The organism is Devosia sp. ZB163 (assembly GCF_028613635.1).
In the GTDB taxonomy this organism is placed as follows: Bacteria; Pseudomonadota; Alphaproteobacteria; order Rhizobiales; family Devosiaceae; genus Devosia_A.
On sequence record NZ_JAQRMY010000001.1, the window covers coordinates 993,376 to 1,009,615 of the forward strand.

General features: G+C 67.3%; 12 protein-coding genes. 11 read left to right on the top strand and 1 reads right to left on the bottom strand.

The features are described from left to right. Window positions 1-6 precede the first annotated feature (6 nt). The 10 genes from PRN20_RS05115 to PRN20_RS05160 all read left to right on the top strand — a co-directional run bounded on the left by PRN20_RS05115 (window position 7) and on the right by PRN20_RS05160 (window position 13,797). Complete coding sequence (locus tag PRN20_RS05115) at window positions 7-1,134, top strand: protein-glutamate methylesterase/protein-glutamine glutaminase (RefSeq protein ID WP_273955992.1); 1,128 nt, start codon at window positions 7-9, stop codon at window positions 1,132-1,134. Next, the gene (locus PRN20_RS05120; protein ID WP_273955993.1) at window positions 1,134-2,972 is read left to right on the top strand and encodes a hypothetical protein; all 1,839 of its coding nucleotides are present in this window, start codon (window positions 1,134-1,136) and stop codon (window positions 2,970-2,972) included. Before PRN20_RS05115 ends, PRN20_RS05120 begins: the two co-directional genes overlap by 1 nt. A gap of 497 nt (window positions 2,973-3,469) precedes the next feature. Continuing rightward, window positions 3,470-4,513, top strand: coding sequence for a LacI family DNA-binding transcriptional regulator (locus PRN20_RS05125; protein ID WP_273955994.1), 1,044 nt, complete (start codon window positions 3,470-3,472; stop codon window positions 4,511-4,513). A 3-nt stretch (window positions 4,514-4,516) separates the two neighbouring features. Further along, window positions 4,517-5,473, top strand: coding sequence for an ABC transporter permease (locus PRN20_RS05130; RefSeq protein ID WP_273955995.1), 957 nt, complete (start codon window positions 4,517-4,519; stop codon window positions 5,471-5,473). Continuing rightward, window positions 5,473-6,387 (top strand): carbohydrate ABC transporter permease, encoded by a 915-nt coding sequence (locus PRN20_RS05135; protein WP_273955996.1) that lies wholly within the window; start codon window positions 5,473-5,475, stop codon window positions 6,385-6,387. The genes PRN20_RS05130 and PRN20_RS05135 overlap by 1 nt, the downstream gene beginning before the upstream one ends. A gap of 166 nt (window positions 6,388-6,553) precedes the next feature. Further along, window positions 6,554-7,978 carry an extracellular solute-binding protein gene (locus PRN20_RS05140; protein ID WP_273955997.1) on the top strand — a complete coding sequence of 475 codons (1,425 nt, stop codon included), beginning with the start codon at window positions 6,554-6,556 and terminating at the stop codon, window positions 7,976-7,978. Between the two features lie 176 nt (window positions 7,979-8,154). Then, entirely contained in the window at window positions 8,155-9,393 is a 1,239-nt protein-coding gene (locus PRN20_RS05145) for an ADP-ribosylglycohydrolase family protein (RefSeq protein WP_273955998.1), read from the top strand. Window positions 9,394-9,495: 102 nt separating this feature from the next. Then, window positions 9,496-11,625 (top strand): ADP-ribosylglycohydrolase family protein, encoded by a 2,130-nt coding sequence (locus PRN20_RS05150; RefSeq protein WP_273955999.1) that lies wholly within the window; start codon window positions 9,496-9,498, stop codon window positions 11,623-11,625. A gap of 163 nt (window positions 11,626-11,788) precedes the next feature. Continuing rightward, window positions 11,789-12,979 carry a CaiB/BaiF CoA transferase family protein gene (locus tag PRN20_RS05155; protein WP_273956000.1) on the top strand — a complete coding sequence of 397 codons (1,191 nt, stop codon included), beginning with the start codon at window positions 11,789-11,791 and terminating at the stop codon, window positions 12,977-12,979. After that, a complete protein-coding gene (locus PRN20_RS05160) occupies window positions 12,976-13,797 on the top strand; it encodes an HpcH/HpaI aldolase/citrate lyase family protein (RefSeq protein ID WP_273956001.1) in 822 nt (273 codons plus the stop codon). Before PRN20_RS05155 ends, PRN20_RS05160 begins: the two co-directional genes overlap by 4 nt. On the opposite strand, the gene PRN20_RS05165 is transcribed toward PRN20_RS05160, so the two are convergent. After that, window positions 13,794-14,657, bottom strand: coding sequence for an AraC family transcriptional regulator (locus tag PRN20_RS05165; RefSeq protein WP_273956002.1), 864 nt, complete (start codon window positions 14,655-14,657; stop codon window positions 13,794-13,796). The two genes, PRN20_RS05160 and PRN20_RS05165, sit on opposite strands and share 4 nt — an antisense overlap. Before the next feature lie 87 nt (window positions 14,658-14,744). Here PRN20_RS05165 and PRN20_RS05170 point away from each other — a divergent pair, with 87 nt between their 5' ends. After that, on the top strand, window positions 14,745-16,199 hold the full coding sequence (locus tag PRN20_RS05170; RefSeq protein WP_273956003.1) for an alpha-glucosidase/alpha-galactosidase: 1,455 nt from the start codon (window positions 14,745-14,747) through the stop codon (window positions 16,197-16,199). The last annotated feature ends 41 nt before the right edge of the window (window positions 16,200-16,240 follow it).

The following is a 16,240-nucleotide window of genomic DNA, read 5'->3' on the forward strand; positions in this document are numbered from 1 at the left end:
CTCGCCATGTCCGCCGCCGAACCCGACCGCAAGATCCGCGTCCTGATCGTCGACGATTCCGCCGCTGTCCGCACCACGCTCAGCGACATCATTGCGTCCGACCCCGAGCTCGAGGTCATGGCCACCGCCGCCGATCCCTACATCGCGGTCGAGCGCATCCGGCACGAGGTGCCCGATGTCATCTTCCTCGATATCGAGCTGCCGCGCATGGATGGCCTCACCTTCCTCCGCAAGCTGATGTCGCAGCGGCCAATTCCCGTGGTCATCTGCTCCTCGCACGCGAGCGAGGGCAGCGACACGCTGATCGAGGCGCTCGAGGCCGGCGCGGTCGATGTCGTCGCCAAGCCCCGCGTCGACACGGCCCAGTTCCTCAGCGACTCGCGCGAGCGCATCTGCGCTGCCGCGAGGAGTGCCGCGCATGCCCGCCTCAAGGGCGGGGGGCGCCCGCCGGCGCCCAAGCTCAATGTCGAGGCCAAGCTCACCGCCGATGCGGTGATCCCGCCCCGCTCGGCCGCCCGCGCCGCATCGTCCGCCGCCACCATGCCGACCACCGAGCCGATCATCTGCATCGGCGCTTCGACCGGCGGCACCGAGGCGCTGCGCGACATCCTCGTCGAGCTGCCGGCCACCACGCCCGGCATCATCATTGTCCAACACATGCCCGAACGCTTCACCGCCGCCTTCGCGCGCCGGCTCGACACTCTCTGTCAGGTCCGCGTCAAGGAAGCAGAGGATGGCGACGTGGTCGAACCGGGGCGCGTCCTCATCGCGCCCGGCGGTCACCACATGACGCTCCAGCGCTCGGGCACGCGTTACACCGTGCAGGTCGTCGATGGCCCGCACGTCTCCCGCCACAAGCCTTCGGTCGACGTGATGTTCCGCTCGGCCGCCTATGGCGCCGGTCGCAATGCGCTCGGCATCATCCTGACCGGCATGGGCGACGATGGCGCCAAGGGGCTGCTCGAAATGAAGCAGGCCGGCGCCGCCACCCTGGCGCAGGACGAGGAGAGCTCCGTGGTCTTCGGCATGCCAAAGGAAGCCATCGCGCTCGGCGCCGCCCAGAAGGTCGTGTCGCTCCGCCGCGTCGCTTCCGAAATCACCACCTACGCCGCCCTCAGGAAGGGAGCCGCCTGATGCAGGACGCCGAAGCCCTGATCCTCCCCGGCGTCGCCGGGGAAGAGAGACAGCACGAGGTCGCCGGGGCCGTTGCCCCCGACCAGCAGGCGGCCCGGCTGCTGGCGCTCGCCGCCGATCTTGCCGCCCCGCGCGAGGCGATCGACGGCGCCTTCGTCGCCGTCGGCAACCACCTGTCCGAATGCGCCTCGGTCCTGTTGCGCGTCACCGATACCTTCGAGGCGCTGCCCAACGACCTCGGCGGCGAGGACCTGGCCGAAGCGACGAGCCGCTTGTCCATTGTCGGCAGCCGCGCCGGCGAGATCTCCGTCGCCCTTGGAAGCGAGCGCGACGACCTGCAGGGCCTCGTCTCGGCCCTCCGCCGCGCCGCCCACCCCATTGCCGAGCTGCGCAAGACCGTGAAGATGATGGGCATCGTCGCCATCAACGCCCGCGTCGTTGCCGCCAGCGTCGTCACCGAGCTCGAGGATTTCGGCGTCTTCACCACCGATATCGCCGAGCTGTCCGGCGGGGCCGCCACCACCATCCAGCGCTTCTCGCGCACCTACGAGGCGCTGACCACGGTCGTGGGCGAGGCCGCCGAGGCCCGCGGCAATTTCGAGGCCGCGCACCGCGACACCCTCGCCGCGCTCGCCACCGAACTCGAGCGCAATCTCGCCGAGGTCACCGAGCAGCGGCTCGAATCCGTGCGCTCCAGCGCCGCCACCGGCCAGATGTCGCGCGCCATCACCGACAAGGTGGCAACCACCGTCATGGCCCTCCAGGTCGGCGACGCCACGCGCCAGCGCGTCGAGCACGTCGAAGCGGCCCTCCAGGATGTCTCCGCCCTGATCCTCCCCCGCGTGGCGGGGGAGGGGGACCATGCGGAGCATGGTGGAGGGGGCGTCGATCCCGCCGTTCAGGCACCCGACCTCACCGCCCCCGTCGTCGAACTCCAGCGCCGCCAGCTCGCCGCCGCGCGTGAGTCCCTCGTCGACGAGATGGCCTCGGGCGCCGACGCCCTGACCCGGCTGTCGCACGACGTGCAGGCCGTGCTCGATCACGCCCGCGCCGTCTATGGCTCGGCCGAGAACCGTTCCGCCCTCTCCGAGCTCCACAGCGCGGTCCGCCGTGCCGTCGTTGTCCTCCGCGATTGCGAACGCGAGCGCGAGAAACTCGACAGGGTTGCCGCCGCCGTCTCCGAGACCGTCGGCGTGCTGCTCAACCACGTCGAGGCGGTGCAGGAGATCGAGTACAAGATGCGGCTCGTGTCGCTGAACGCGGCCGTCAAATGCGCCCAGCTCGGCCCGCGCGGCCGTGCCCTCGATGTCATCGCGCAGCAGCTCCGTACCCTCACCGGTGAGACGGTGGTGTCCGCCCAGGCGGCCGTCCAGTGCCTCAACGATGCCGCCCGCTTCTCGGCCGCCTTCACCCAGTCGGCCGGCAGTGGCGCCACCAGCGTCGGCGACCTCGAGCGCGAGGCCACCGCGGCCCTCGAACAGCTCGAGACCGTAGGCTTCCGCATGAAGAAGGCCCTGGTCGAACTCTACGACGACGGCCCCACCGTCGCCGCCCACCTCGAGGACGCCGTGGGCGCCCTCGCCAACCATGCCGCCATTTCCGAGGCCCTCAGCGACATCGAGTTCAGCCTCGCCGGACTCGGGGAACAGGGCGGGGGCGCCGCCGCCGACTTCTCCGCAGAGCCGGCTGCGAGCTTCTTTGCCACCCTGCGCCGCCGCTACACCATGGACGCCGAGCGCCGCCTCCTCGACACCTTCACCGGCATACCCGTCGAACCAGAGCCAGAGCCGGAGCCGGCCAGCGACTCCGCCGACGCTCTCGACGACCTGTTCTTCTAGCTCGCCGCACATCCTCCCGCCCCTCTTCACCTCCCCCTTGACGGGGGAGGCCGGGAGGGGGTGAGCCCCAGGCTCATACGGGATCGATTTGCCCGGACAGTTATCAAAGCAGGCCATTCCCCCCGTCATCCCCGGGCTTGACCCGGGGACCCATGCGATGGCGCGGCCCTACCTCGCAAACCCCCACCGGTCGTCATGCCGCTCTGGGGCAGCCCATGCCGCCGAACAGGATCTGCCGGTGCGTGGCCACGGCAGAGTCCGGTCCACGCCACCGTCGGTGAGGCGTTGCAGCGATAGGCGCCCCCGACTTGCACCGCGACTACCCGCGGGCGGTAAACTGCTGAAAGTTCATGCCAAAAGCCCCACAAGTGCCGCCCGATACCCGCGAGTTCCACCCCGCACCGGTGCGTCAATCTGGTGAAACCGCCGCCGCTGGACTCATCCCGGCACTTCCGGTAACGTTCCCGGAAATCGCCGGACAACGGCGGGGAGGCCGGATGGGCAAGCGCCCGACAATCATCGATGTGGCAAGGCTTGCCGGCGTGTCGAAGAGCACCGCCGCCCGCGCCCTCACCGATTCCTCCGACGTCAACGAGGCCACCCGCGACAAGGTCCGCGAGGCCGCCCGTCAGGCCGGCTACGAGCGCAACCACCTCGCCGTCGGCATGCGCTCCGGCCGCTCGGGCCTGTTCGGCCTCGTCATCCCCGACATCACCAACCCCTTTTGGGCCGAAGTCGCCCGTGGCGCGCAGGACATCGTCGGCGAGAACGGCGCCTCGCTCCTCGTCTTCTCCTCCGATTGGGATCACGACCGCGAGGCCAGTCACCTGCGCGCCCTGCGCCAGGCCCGCGTCGAGGGCGCCATTGTCAATCCGGTCTCCGACAATGTCGATGATTTCGGCCGCTTCGGCCTGCCCTTCGTCCTGATCGGCTCGAGCGCCGAGCGCTTCCCCGACACCCCCTCGATCGGCTCCGACATCGCCCAGGCCGTGCGCCTCGGCCTCGACCACCTCAATTCCCTCGGGCACGGCGCGCCGGCACTGATCCTCGGCCCCAGGTCCCGCCTGGCTCGTGCCCGGTTCCTCCGCACCGTGCACGAGCACTGCCTCGAGCGCGACGTGGATCCGGCCGTCCTTCTCACCGAGGACAGCGACTACACCTTCGAGGGCGGCCATGCCGCCATGCAGCGCCTGATGGCGCGCCGCCCGGTCGGCCATCTCGCGGTCTTCTGCGCCAACGACCTGATTGCGCTGGGCGCGCTCCTTGCCGCCCGCGAGGCTGGCCGCGAGTGCCCGCGCGATGTTTCCATCCTGGGCTTCGATGGCGTGCCGGCAGGGGCCTTCTCCTGGCCGGCGCTCACCACCATCGAAAAACCCGCCCGCGAGCTCGGCCGCCGTGCCGCGCTGGCCCTGTTCGACGAAATCGCCGGCCGCCCGCAGGCTGGCCGAACCTATTTGCCGTGCCGCCTGATAGAGCGAGGCTCACTCGCCGATCTGGGCGCACAAACGCCCCTGCGCGTCGCAGGTGCGGTGAGGAGCTAGACCATGTCCAGCCTGGATCACAGCGCTACGGCAATTCCGGCATCATCCGGGAACGTTCCCAAGTTTCGCCGCATTGCCGTCGGATTCCGCCGCTGGTGGCCTTACTACGTCATGCTCGCCCCGGGCCTCGTCTTCTTCCTCATCTGGCACTACCTGCCGATCTGGGAAGCCAAGATGGCGTTCGAGCAGGTGCGCATCATACCACCCAATATCTGGGTGGGACTAAAGCACTTCCAGACGCTGTTTTCCTCGCCTGTCTTCTACCAGGTGCTGGCGAACACGCTGATCATCTCGACGCTGAAGATCATCTTCGTCTTCCCCGTTCCGATCATCGTCGCGCTCCTGCTCAACGAGGTGCGGAGCGGCAAGCTGCGCAAGTTCGTGCAGTCGGCGATCTACCTGCCGCACTTCCTGAGCTGGGTCGTGATCGCCGGCATCTTCATCGCCATCCTCTCGCCCTCCGACGGTGCCGTGAACCAGATCACCGGCTTCTTCGGGGCTCAGCCGACCGCCTTCATGACCGATGGCAACTCGAGCCGCTGGGTGCTGGTCTTCTCCGAGATCTGGCGCTCCGCCGGCTGGGACAGCCTGCTCTATCTCGCCGCCATCATCGGCATCGACCAGTCGCTCTACGAGGCGGCCGAGCTCGATGGCGCCAACCGCTGGCAGAAGGTCCTGCACGTCACCATCCCGGGGATCGTGCCGACCATCGCGACGCTCTTCATCCTCAACATGGGCATGTTCCTCAGCGCTGATCTCAACCAGGTCATCAACTTCCTCAACGACGTGAACCGCGGCCAGATCGATATCCTCGACACCTATGTCTACCGCATCGGGTTGAAGACCGGCGAATACTCGCTGGCCACCGCGGCCGGCCTGTTCAAGGCCGTGTTCGGCATGATCCTGATCCTCTCGGCGCATTTCGTTAGTAAGCGCCTGACCGGCAAGGGGGTCTGGTAATGGCCTCCGCACCGCGTGGAACCGCAATCCGCCGCACCCCGCTCGAGCGCATCGAGTACGCCATCATCGTCACCACGCTTCTCGCGCTGGTCGTGGTGACGCTGCAGCCGATCCTCAACCTCGTCGCCGTGTCCTTCTCCGATCCGGCCAAGGTCGCCGGCAAGAGCGGGCTCGACATCTGGCCCTCGGGCTTCTCGCTCGATGTCTGGCTGCTGCTCCTCCAGCACCCCAACGTGCAGCGCGGCATTCTCAATTCGATCTTAATCACCGGCGTGGCGACAGCCATCGGCGTCATCGGCACGGCGTTGATGGCCTGGGGCCTCAGCCGGCCGAAGCTGCCGTTCCGCCGCGCCATCTTCATCCTGGTGCTGATCACCATCGTCTTCGAGCCGGGCATCATCCCCGACTACTTCCTGATGAAGCGCATGGGCCTGCTCGACAGCTACTGGAGCGTCATCCTCTACAAGGCGGTGAACGCCTGGTACCTGATCATCCTCGTTCGCTTCTTCGAGGAGGTTCCGGAGGAGCTCATCGAGGCGGCCGAGCTCGACGGCGCCAATGCCTTCCAGACCTTCTTCCAGGTCGTGCTGCCGCTGGCGAAGCCCGCGCTGGCGACCATTGCCCTGTTCTACCTCGTCTTCCACTGGAACGAGTTCTTCCGGGCGATGATCTACCTGACCGACCAGACCAAGTACCCGCTGCAGGTCGTGCTGCGGCAGTTCGTGGTCGAGGGTGACAAGCTCGCCATCGTCGGCGCCGAGAACGCCGCCAACAACATCGGCGTCGCCCAGATCAACCTGAAGGCGCTCAAGGCCGGGATGATCATCATCACGATCCTCCCCATCCTCGCCATCTACCCGCTGATCCTCAAGTTCTTCACCAAGGGCACCATGAGCGGAGCACTGAAGGGATGAGGATCGGCGCCACACTTCCCAACCACCGGCTGTCATCCCTGCGAAAGCAGGGACCCAACTCGCAGCCGGCGCAAGCGGTGAAATGGGTCCCTGCTTTCGCAGGGATGACACCGTGGATGGGCACCGCAATCCAACCAAAAAACGAAGCATAACGGAGGAGAATTCCATGCTTAAGCGACTGCTCATGACCACCACGGCGCTGGCCCTCGGCCTGTCGATGGCTGCGCCCGCCTTCGCCGATCCGACCGTGATCCGGGTCGTGTCCAAGGACCTGCTCACCACCAACCCGCCCGACGTCGCGCATATCGAGCGCATCGAAGCGGCGCTGAAGGCCCAGGGCACCGATCTCGACATCCAGATCGTCGACCTGCCGTCCTCGGGCTATGCCGACGCGCTCGGCGTCATGCTGCTCTCGGGCGATATCCCCGACCTGATCTACTTCCAGGGCGGCGACGCCAAGATGGCCGACCAGGGCATCCTCGAGGACCTGCGTCCCTGGATCGAGAAGTCGCCGAACCTCTCGGCAGCGCTCTGGCCGCACAATCTCGACCGGCTCGAGAACTACCCCTACCTGCTCTATGTCTATCCGCCCCGCGCCCCGCAGCCGGTGATCCGCAAGGACTGGCTGGACAAGCTCGGCATCCCGGCCCCCAAGACCGTCGATGAATACGAGGCCTTCTTCAAGGCCATCCACGAGGCCGATCTCGATGGCGACGGCACCCCCGGCAACACCTTCGGTGTCACCACCGCCGACAACACCAACGAGCTCGACTCGATCTTCAACCAGGCCTTCGGCATCACCGGCACCTGGATGAAGGACGCCGCCGGCGAGTGGGTCCACGCGCGCATCACCGAGCAGGAAAAGGCGAAGATCGCCTGGTACGCCAAGCTCGCGGCCGAGGGCCTCTACGACAAGGAATACGTCACGTCCAAGTTCGACGTGAAGGAAGACAAGTTCTACACCGGTAAGGCCGGCGTGATCTTCGGCTCCTCGGCGGAAGTCATCGACATCTATGGCGGCAAGATGCGCCAGGCGCATCCCGATGCCAATGTCGAGCTTGCCCTGCTGCCGATCCCGGAAGGCCCGGGCGGCCAGGGGCTGCAGGCGACGGACGTCAGCAAGGAAGCCCGCGGCTTCGCCATCGCGACCACCTCGCAGCACAAGGAAGAAGTGGCCAAGCTCCTCGACTTCATGGCTTCGACCGAGGGCCAGATGCTCGACCGCATGGGCTTTGAGGGCGAGGAATACACCAAGGACGGCGACACCTACACGGTCACCGACAAGATCTCGACCTGGTACGCCCGCTTCTTCGCCGCCTCCAACTTCGTCCCGCCGGTGGAGTGGAAGTCGGCTGCCGCCCAGGAGTCGCTGAAGAACGTCTCGGCCTGGTTCAAGCCCGACAATGCCTTCGTCTGGCCGGCTGACTTCGCCGCCGATCTCGATGCGACCGAGAACGTCTACCGCGCCTGGGTCTACAAGTTCATCTCGGGCGAAGCCTCGATGGACCAGTGGGATGCCTTCGTAGCCGAGTGGAAGGCCGCCGGTGGCGACCGTCTCAACGAGTACGCCCGGACCAAGCTGAACGGCTGAGGCCCGGCGTTTGCCCGAAGGCCGGTGAGGAACCTCCCCCTCATCCGGCCTTCGGCCACCTTCTCCCACGAGGGAGGAGGTCTGACTGAAAGGTCTCGGCCCCTTCACCTCTCCCCTTGTGGGAGAGGGTGCCCGACAGGGCGGGTGAGGGGTAGCCAAGTACACAGGACGTAAGAGTGACCGATCCTAGAACTTCCCTTCGCGGCCGCGTCCGCGCCATGTTGCACGGCATCGCTCTCGGCGATGCGCTCGGCGCCCCGGTCGAAAAGCTCTCGGCCGCCGATATCCGCGCCCGCTATGGCCGTGTGACCTCCCTCGAGGCGCGCTGGCACAAGATGGACCTGCCGCCCGAGCAGCGGAACCACCGCATTCGCGGCAACGGCATCGTCACCGACGATACGCTGATGACGCTGGCGCTGATGGATATCTACGCCGATACCAACCGCCATCTCGACGCCTGGGACATGGCCGACGGCATGGTGCGTCAGATCGCCTGGAAGCCGCGCTGGATCCCCGAGATGCAGCGCGAGGCCAACCTGATCGATCGCCTGTTCTATCCCGAGAAGTGGATCTTCCAGCGCCACCAGCTGGCCAACTGCGACCCCCGCCAGGGCGGTATCGGCAACATGGTCAACTGCGGCGCGGCCATGTACATCGCACCCGTCGGTGTGGTGAATGCCTGCGACCCCCGCGCCGCCTATGATGAAGCCATCGCCTTCGCCTCCGGCCACCAGGAGAGCTTCGGCCTCGAGGCTGCCGGCGTATTCGCCGCCGCCGTCGCCGCTGCCTTCGTGCCAGGCACCACGATCGAGGCGATCGTCGAGACGGTGATTGCTCTCGCCAAAGACGGCACCAGGGCCGCCATCTCCGAGATTGCCCAGCAGGCCGTCACGCTCAAGGGCGTCGACCACGCCATCGTCGTCGAGCGGTTCCACGGCATCATCGGCCGCTATTCGCCGATGGGCGACGAAGTGAACCACACCGCTGCTCGCGCCGGCCGCCTCTCTGCCGCCTATCAGCCCTCGCGGCTCGGCGCCATCGAGGAACTGCCGCTGGCGCTCGGCTTCGCTCTCGCTAACGGCGGCGACTTCCGCAAGTCCATCGAGGACGGCATCAACTCCGGCCGCGACACGGACTCCATCGGCGTCATGGCCGGCGCGATCCTCGGCGTCCTGCACGGCGAGAGCGTCATCGACGCGGCCGACCGCGCGACACTCGACAGCGCCAACCGCTTCGACCTCGCCGCGGCCGCCGACCGCTTCACCGCCACCGCCACCGACATCCTCCTCGCCGACCGTCGGCAGCGCGAGGCCGCCGAGCGCAGCCGCGACACGCTGTTCGGGGAAGGCCTCCTCAACCGGCCCGCGGCCGACCTCCCCCCACGGGGCGCTACCCCCAAGGGAGAGGTGGTGTAGCGGCACGACATCGCCCATGCCCCACCTCTCCCTTGGGGGAGAGGTCGCTGCGAAGCAGCGGGTGAGGGGGCCTTTTGCCTACTCAGACGCCAAGGACCGTTCATGCCCCTGACCACCCAAGCCCTTTCGACCCAAGCCCTTTCGACCCAAGCAATCTTCGATCGCATCTATGCCGGCTTCATCGGCAAGGCCATCGGCGTCCGCCTCGGCGCGCCGGTCGAGCCGACCATCTGGAGCTATGAGCGCATCCGCAACACCTACGGTGAGGTCACCCAGTACCTCCGCGATTTCAAGAATTTCGCCGCCGACGACGACACCAACGGCCCGGTCTATTTCATCCGCGCCCTGCGCGATTACGGCCTCAAGGCGACCGCCGCCGATGTCGGCCGCACCTGGCTCAACTACGCCGCCGAAGAGCACGGCATGTACTGGTGGGGCGGCTTCGGCAACTCCACCGAGCACACCGCCTACAAGAACCTCAAGTCCGGCATGGAAGCGCCGGAGTCCGGCTCCATCGCCACCAACGGCACCACCGTCGCCGAGCAGATCGGCGGCCAGATCTTCATCGACAGCTGGGGCTGGGTGAACCCGGGCAACCCGAAGCGCGCCGCCGAAATGTCGGCCATGGCCGCCTCGGTCGCCCATGACGGCGACGGCCTCAACGGCGCCCGCTTCTGCGCCGCCGCCATCGCCCAGGCGTTCGTCGCCAAGTCCATCGACGAGATCGTCGAGACCGGCCTGTCGACGATCGACGCCAACTCGACCTACGCCAAGGTCGCCCGCGCCGTCATCGACTTCCACAAGGCCAACCCCAAGGACTGGCGCGCCTGCCGCGACATGCTCACCGCCGACTGGGGTTACGACCGTTACCCCGGCGTCTGCCACATCATCCCCAATGCCGGCGTCACCGTCATGGCCATTCTCTACGGCGAGGGCGAGCTGACCCGCACCGCCGAGATCGCCACCATGGCCGGCTGGGACACCGACTGTAACGCCGGCAACGCCTGCGCCATCGTCGGCACCTTCCAGGGCGTACAGCCGAGCTGGGACAAGTATCGCAAGCCCATCAACGACTTCGTCATCGCCTCCGGCGTCATCGGTACGCTCAACGTCGTCGATATCCCGAGCTTTGCCCGCGAGCTCACCGTGCTCGCCCTCCGCCTCGACGGCAACGAGCCGCCGGCGCTCTGGGTCGAGGATTTCGAACGCCGCGGCGTCCGCTTCGACTTCGATGCGCCGGGCGCCACCCACGCGTTCCGCACCGAGCCGTTCAACCAGATCGAGGTGAAGGCCGCGAAAGACAAGCAGGGCCCGAACTCGCGCGGCGCGCTCGAAGTGCTGCTCGACCGGCTTGAGCGCGGGCAGGGTGGCCGCATCTTCTGGAAGCCCTTCTATCGCCGCGAAGACTTCGACGACGAGCGCTACCGCCCGATGTTCACTCCGCTCGCCGACGCCGGCCAGACGGTGAAGTTCAAGCTGCAGCTCGACCCCTGGAACGGCGACGGGAACCTCCGCGTTGCTCCCTATGTCCGCCGCGCCATCTCCCGCGAGATCGTCGAAACCGGCGCCTGGCACGTCCCCAGCTCCGAGGGCTGGCAGGACTATGAGTTCACCATCCCCGAGGGCGACGAGGCCATCGACGAGATCGGCGTGCTGGTCGAGTATTTCGGCCGCCTGAAGTTCCTCGGCCGCCTGTTCCTCACCGAGTTCTCGGTGTCGGGCAAGGGCAAGCTCGCCATCGATCCCAAGGTCGAAAAGCAGGAGTGGGGCGGCATCACCCGCTTCACCTGGAACCGCGGCCACTGGTCCCTCCAGAACGGCGCCATCCACGCCCACACCGCCGAAGACGCCGACGCCTGGACCGGCAACGGCTACCTCCGCGACGTAACCGTCACCGCCGACCTCACCCCCCTCGCCGGCAAGTCGCACCTGGTTACTGCCCGTGTCCAGGGCACGAGCCGGTTCTACGCCGCCGGCTTCGAGAACGGCGAAGCGGTGATCCTGAAGCAGGACCACGGCACCACCGTGCTGGCCCGCGCACCGTTCGCGATCAAGCCGGGCGAGGCGCACAAGGTCGCCCTGACGGTCAAGGGCGACAAGCTCACCCTAACCGTCGACGGCAAGGACCTCGTCACCGCGAGCGACAGCCAGTTCCGCTACGGCCAAGCCGGCTTGCGTATGGCCTCAGCTGGCCGCATGACGGTGGCTCGGCTGGAAGTGGTGGAACTCTAGTGTTCGAGCGCTTGGCACCCCCCTCCCCAACCCTCCCCGCAAGGGGGAGGGTGCCCGCCTGTGCCAGTGGCACCACGTCGCCACAAACTCGATCGGCACCTCCCCCCTTGCGGGGGAGGTTGGGAGGGGGGGCGACCTACGCTGGATCTATGGGCATTGCACCATGACCCAGCCCATCCCCTTCAACCCCGCCCTCACCGGCCCTCTCGACGGCATCCGCGTCATCGACCTCTCCCGCCTCGTCGCCGGCAACATGTTGTCCCTCCAGCTCGCCGACTTCGGCGCCGACGTCATCAAGATCGAACCCCCGCAGGGCGATCCCTTGCGCGAGTGGCGCGATGACGGGCACTCGCTCTACTGGAAGACCTACGGCCGCAACAAACGCTCGGTGCAGCTCAACCTCAGGCAAGCCCCGCACATGGCCGCGCTGAAGGCCCTGATCGCCACCGCCGACGTGTTCATCGAGAACTTCCGGCCCGGCACGCTCGAGGAGATGGGCCTGGCGCCCGACACCCTCCTCGCCGCCAACCCCAACCTGATCGTCGTCCGCATCTCCGGCTTCGGCCAGACCGGCCCCTACGCCCAGTTCCCCGGTTTCGGCACCATCGTCGAGGGCATGTCGGGCTTCGCCTACCGCACCGGTTTCCCGGATCGCGAGCCGGTGCTGCCGCCGCTGGCGCTGGCCGATATGATCGCCGGCGTCTACGGCGCCAACGCCACCGTCACCGCACTGCTCGCCCGCTTCCGTGGGCGTGCCAAGGGCCAGGTCATCGACCTCAGCCTGCTCGAACCCATGTACTCCGTCCTCGGCCCCGAAGCCGCGATCTATCAAGTCACCGGCAAGGTCAAGGAGAGATCCGGCTCCGCCTCCAACACCGCCTCGCCGCGCAACGTCTACCGCTGCGCCGATGGCCAGTACGTGGCGCTGAGCGGTTCCACTCCGCAGGTCGCCCGCCGCATCTTCGAGGTGATCGGCAAGCCCGAGATGAACACCGACCCGCGCTTCGCCACCAACTCCGATCGGGTGAAACACCGTGATCTAGTCGATGCTGCCGTAGGCGAATGGTTCGGCCGCCACACCCACGACGAGGCACTCGCCATCATGCGCGAGGCCGGCGCCACCGTCGGACCGATCTACTCGATCGCCGATATCGCAAGGGATCAGCATTTCGTTGATCGAGGCATCATTATCGATGTCGAAGACAAGGATTTCGGCTCGCTGCCCATCCACAACATCGTCCCGCGCCTCAGCGAAACCCCCGGCACCTTCCGCCGCCCGGCGCCGGACCTCGGCGAGCACACAGCCGAAGTGTTGATCGAAGCCGGCGTCGATCCTGCTACAGTGCTGGGATGAAGCTCCGTTCCCTTCTCTACGTGCCGGCGCATTCCGAGCGCTTCATCGCCAAGGCGCATGAGCGCGGCGCCGACGCCATCATCCTCGACCTCGAAGACTCCGTCCCCGAGGCCGACAAGGATGCAGCGCGCGCCAACCTCGCCACCGCCGTCCCCAGCGTTGGCCAGGCTGGCGCCCAGGTCTTCGTCCGCGTGAACGCCGGTCCCCGCCAGCGCGAGGATGCGCTCGCCGCCTGTCGCGCCGGGGCAGGGGGATTGCTCATCCCCAAGGCCGCCTCCACTGGTGCCCTCGAATCCCTTGCCGGAACGCTGCGCGCCGAGGAGGCCTCGCTCGCCCGCCCCGCCATGAGCTTCATCGCGACCATCGAAGACCCGGCGGCCCTGCTCGATGCCCGCGCCATCGCCGGCGTGCACCGTGTCATCGGCCTCTGCCTCGGCAGCGAGGATTTCGCCCTCGCGATCGGCGCGACGCCCACCCCGGATGTGCTGCGCCACCCCAAGCTGATGCTGCACTATGCCGCCAAGGCCGCCGGCAAGCTCTCGCTCGGCCTCCTCCGCTCCATCGCCGACTACTCCGATCTCACTGCCCTGACCGAAGCGGCCCGCGAGGCCCGCCTCCACGGCTTCGATGGGGCCACCTGCGTCCACCCGTCGGCCGTCCCCGTGCTCAATGCCGCCTTCCAGCCCAGCGACGAGGAGCGGACCTGGGCTGCTCGCGTGATCGCCGAGGCCGCCCACCACTCCGGCGCCTTCGAGTTCGATGGACGGATGATCGATGCCCCCGTCCTCGCCCGGGCCCGCCGGATCGCCGAGGGCTAGTCGCCGCCGCGCGCCGCCGCCGCCCGGTACTCGCTGGGCGACACCCCGTTGAGCCGCCTGAAGGCCTTGGCGAAATAATTGCCATTGGCAAACCCGGTCGCTGCCGCGATGAGGCTTACCGGCTGGTCGGTCGCGATCAGCAGGCGCGTCGCCCGCTCCATCCGCGTCCGTGCCACGAAATCCGATGGACTCTGCCCGGTCTCGGCGCTGAACCGCCGCACGAAATGCGCCCGGCTTAGCCCCGCAACCCGCGCCAGCCGGTCGACCCCCAGCGGGTCCGCGAGATGGGCCTCGACATAGGCTCGCGCGCGGGTCACCGGAGCTGCCAGCTTGGGGGCATCCGGCGCCGCACCGAACAGCCCGTCATAGAGCGCCATCACCGCGTCATAAGTGGCGGCCGACACCGTGCCGCTGAGTTCCGGCCCCGCCATCAGCGCAAGGCACGCCCCCGCCATGCGATCGACCGCCCCCGCCGACGGGGTTACCACCGGCCCCTTGAGATCGATCACCGCCCGGATAAGGCGCAGCGCCTCGCGCCCGTTGGCGCCGATCCAGAAATACTCCCACGTCTGGCCCCGATCGAGCCAGTAGCGGTTGGCATGCGGAAAGCTCAGCACCATGGTCTGCCCGGGCAACAGCACATGCCGCGTGCCCTCGAAATCGAGCTCGCCCCGCCCCGCGATCGTATGCTGGATGATGACGAAAGGCGCGTCGCCGCGCTTCAGCCCCTCCCAGTTGTAGACCTCGTTCTGGCGCTTCTCGAAGCCCGCGCCCGTGGCCATCACGTGAAAGCCCAGCGGCCCTCGCGGCGCCTCGATGCCCTGCACCTTGTGTCCGTGCGCGATCAGATCCGACAGCATGAAATTACCCGCGAGCGCATGACTTTCCTCTACAAGCTTGCGGACGTCGCGGCTACAAAAATGCCAGTTTCGTTAGGGAGGAACGGCATGTCGTTTAAGGTCGCCATCATCGGCGCGGGCTCGGTCGGGTTCACCAAGACCCTGGCCTCGGATCTGCTGAAAGTGCCGGAATTCGCCGATGTCGAGTTCGCGCTGACCGATATCAACGCCCACAACCTCGACATGATCCACCAGATCATCTCGTCGATCGTGGCGGTCAACAAGCTGCCGGCCAAGGTCACCGCGACCACCAACCGGCGCGAGGCGATATCAGGCGCCCGCTACATCATGAGCTGCGTCCGTGTCGGCGGGCTCGAGGCCTTCGCGACCGACGTGAACATCCCGCTCAAGTACGGCGTCGACCAGTGCGTCGGCGACACCATCTGCGCCGGCGGCATCCTCTACGGCCAGCGCAACATCCCGGTCATCCTCGATTTCTGCAAGGACATCCGCGAGGTCGCCGAGCCCGGCGCGCTGTTCCTCAACTATGCCAACCCGATGGCGATGAACACCTGGGCCGCCGATCTCTATGGCGGCGTCGACGTGGTCGGCCTTTGCCACGGCGTCCAGCACGGCGCCCACCAGATCGCCCAGGTGCTCGGCGTCGACGACCGCGACCTCGATTACGTCTGCTCGGGCATCAACCACCAGACCTGGTACATCGACATCCGCGCCAAGGGCCGCAAGATCGAGGCGGACGAGCTGATCGCCGGCTTCGAAAAGCACCCGGTCTATTCCAGGCAGGAAAAGGTCCGCATCGACGTCCTGAAGCGGTTTGGCGTCTACTCGACGGAGTCCAACGGCCACCTCTCCGAATACCTGCCCTGGTACCGCAAGCGCCCCGAGGAAATCTCGCGCTGGATCGACATGAGCGACTGGATCCACGGCGAGACCGGCGGCTACCTCCGCCACTCGACCGAACGCCGGAACTGGTTCGAAACCGATTTCCCCAAGTTCAAGGCTGAAGCCACCAAGCAGCTCTCGGAGCACAAGCGCACCACCGAGCACGCCAGCTACATCATCGAGGCGCGCGAGACCGGCCGCACGTATCGCGGCCACTTCAACCGTCGCAACAACGGCATCATCAGGAACCTGCCGGCTGACGCCATCATCGAGAGCCCCGGCTTCGTCGACCGCTTCGGCATCAACATGGTCGAAGGCATCGAGCTGCCGATCGCCTGCGCCGCCACCTGCTCGGTCTCCGTCTCGGTGCAGCGCATGAGCGTCGAGGCCGCAATGACCGGCAACATCGACATGCTGAAGCTCGCCGTCCTGCACGATCCGCTGGTCGGCGCCATCTGCACCCCCGACGAGGTCTGGCAGATGGTCGACGAGATGGTCGTCGCCCAGGCCGAGTGGCTGCCGCAATACGCCGACGCCGTCCCGGCCGCCAAGGAGCGCCTCGCCAGGGCCACGGTAAAGACCAGTGACTGGGCCGGCGCCGCCCGCAAGGTCGTCCGCTCGGTCGAAGAACTGCGCGAGATGAAGGGCGCCCACCACTGAACTGGGGGCGCAACCGAAGGCCCCCTCACCCGGCCTTGGCC

Bases quoted from the DNA above. Each gene is read 5' to 3' on its own strand.
- PRN20_RS05115 (WP_273955992.1), top strand. From the start codon at position 7: ATGTCCGCCGCCGAACCCGACCGCAAGATCCGCGTCCTGATCGTCGAC.
- PRN20_RS05120 (WP_273955993.1), top strand. From the start codon at position 1,134: ATGCAGGACGCCGAAGCCCTGATCCTCCCCGGCGTCGCCGGGGAAGAG.
- PRN20_RS05125 (WP_273955994.1), top strand. From the start codon at position 3,470: ATGGGCAAGCGCCCGACAATCATCGATGTGGCAAGGCTTGCCGGCGTG.
- PRN20_RS05130 (WP_273955995.1), top strand. From the start codon at position 4,517: ATGTCCAGCCTGGATCACAGCGCTACGGCAATTCCGGCATCATCCGGG.
- PRN20_RS05135 (WP_273955996.1), top strand. From the start codon at position 5,473: ATGGCCTCCGCACCGCGTGGAACCGCAATCCGCCGCACCCCGCTCGAG.
- PRN20_RS05140 (WP_273955997.1), top strand. From the start codon at position 6,554: ATGCTTAAGCGACTGCTCATGACCACCACGGCGCTGGCCCTCGGCCTG.
- PRN20_RS05150 (WP_273955999.1), top strand. From the start codon at position 9,496: ATGCCCCTGACCACCCAAGCCCTTTCGACCCAAGCCCTTTCGACCCAA.
- PRN20_RS05155 (WP_273956000.1), top strand. From the start codon at position 11,789: ATGACCCAGCCCATCCCCTTCAACCCCGCCCTCACCGGCCCTCTCGAC.
- PRN20_RS05160 (WP_273956001.1), top strand. From the start codon at position 12,976: ATGAAGCTCCGTTCCCTTCTCTACGTGCCGGCGCATTCCGAGCGCTTC.
- PRN20_RS05165 (WP_273956002.1), bottom strand. From the start codon at position 14,657: ATGCTGTCGGATCTGATCGCGCACGGACACAAGGTGCAGGGCATCGAG.
- PRN20_RS05170 (WP_273956003.1), top strand. From the start codon at position 14,745: ATGTCGTTTAAGGTCGCCATCATCGGCGCGGGCTCGGTCGGGTTCACC.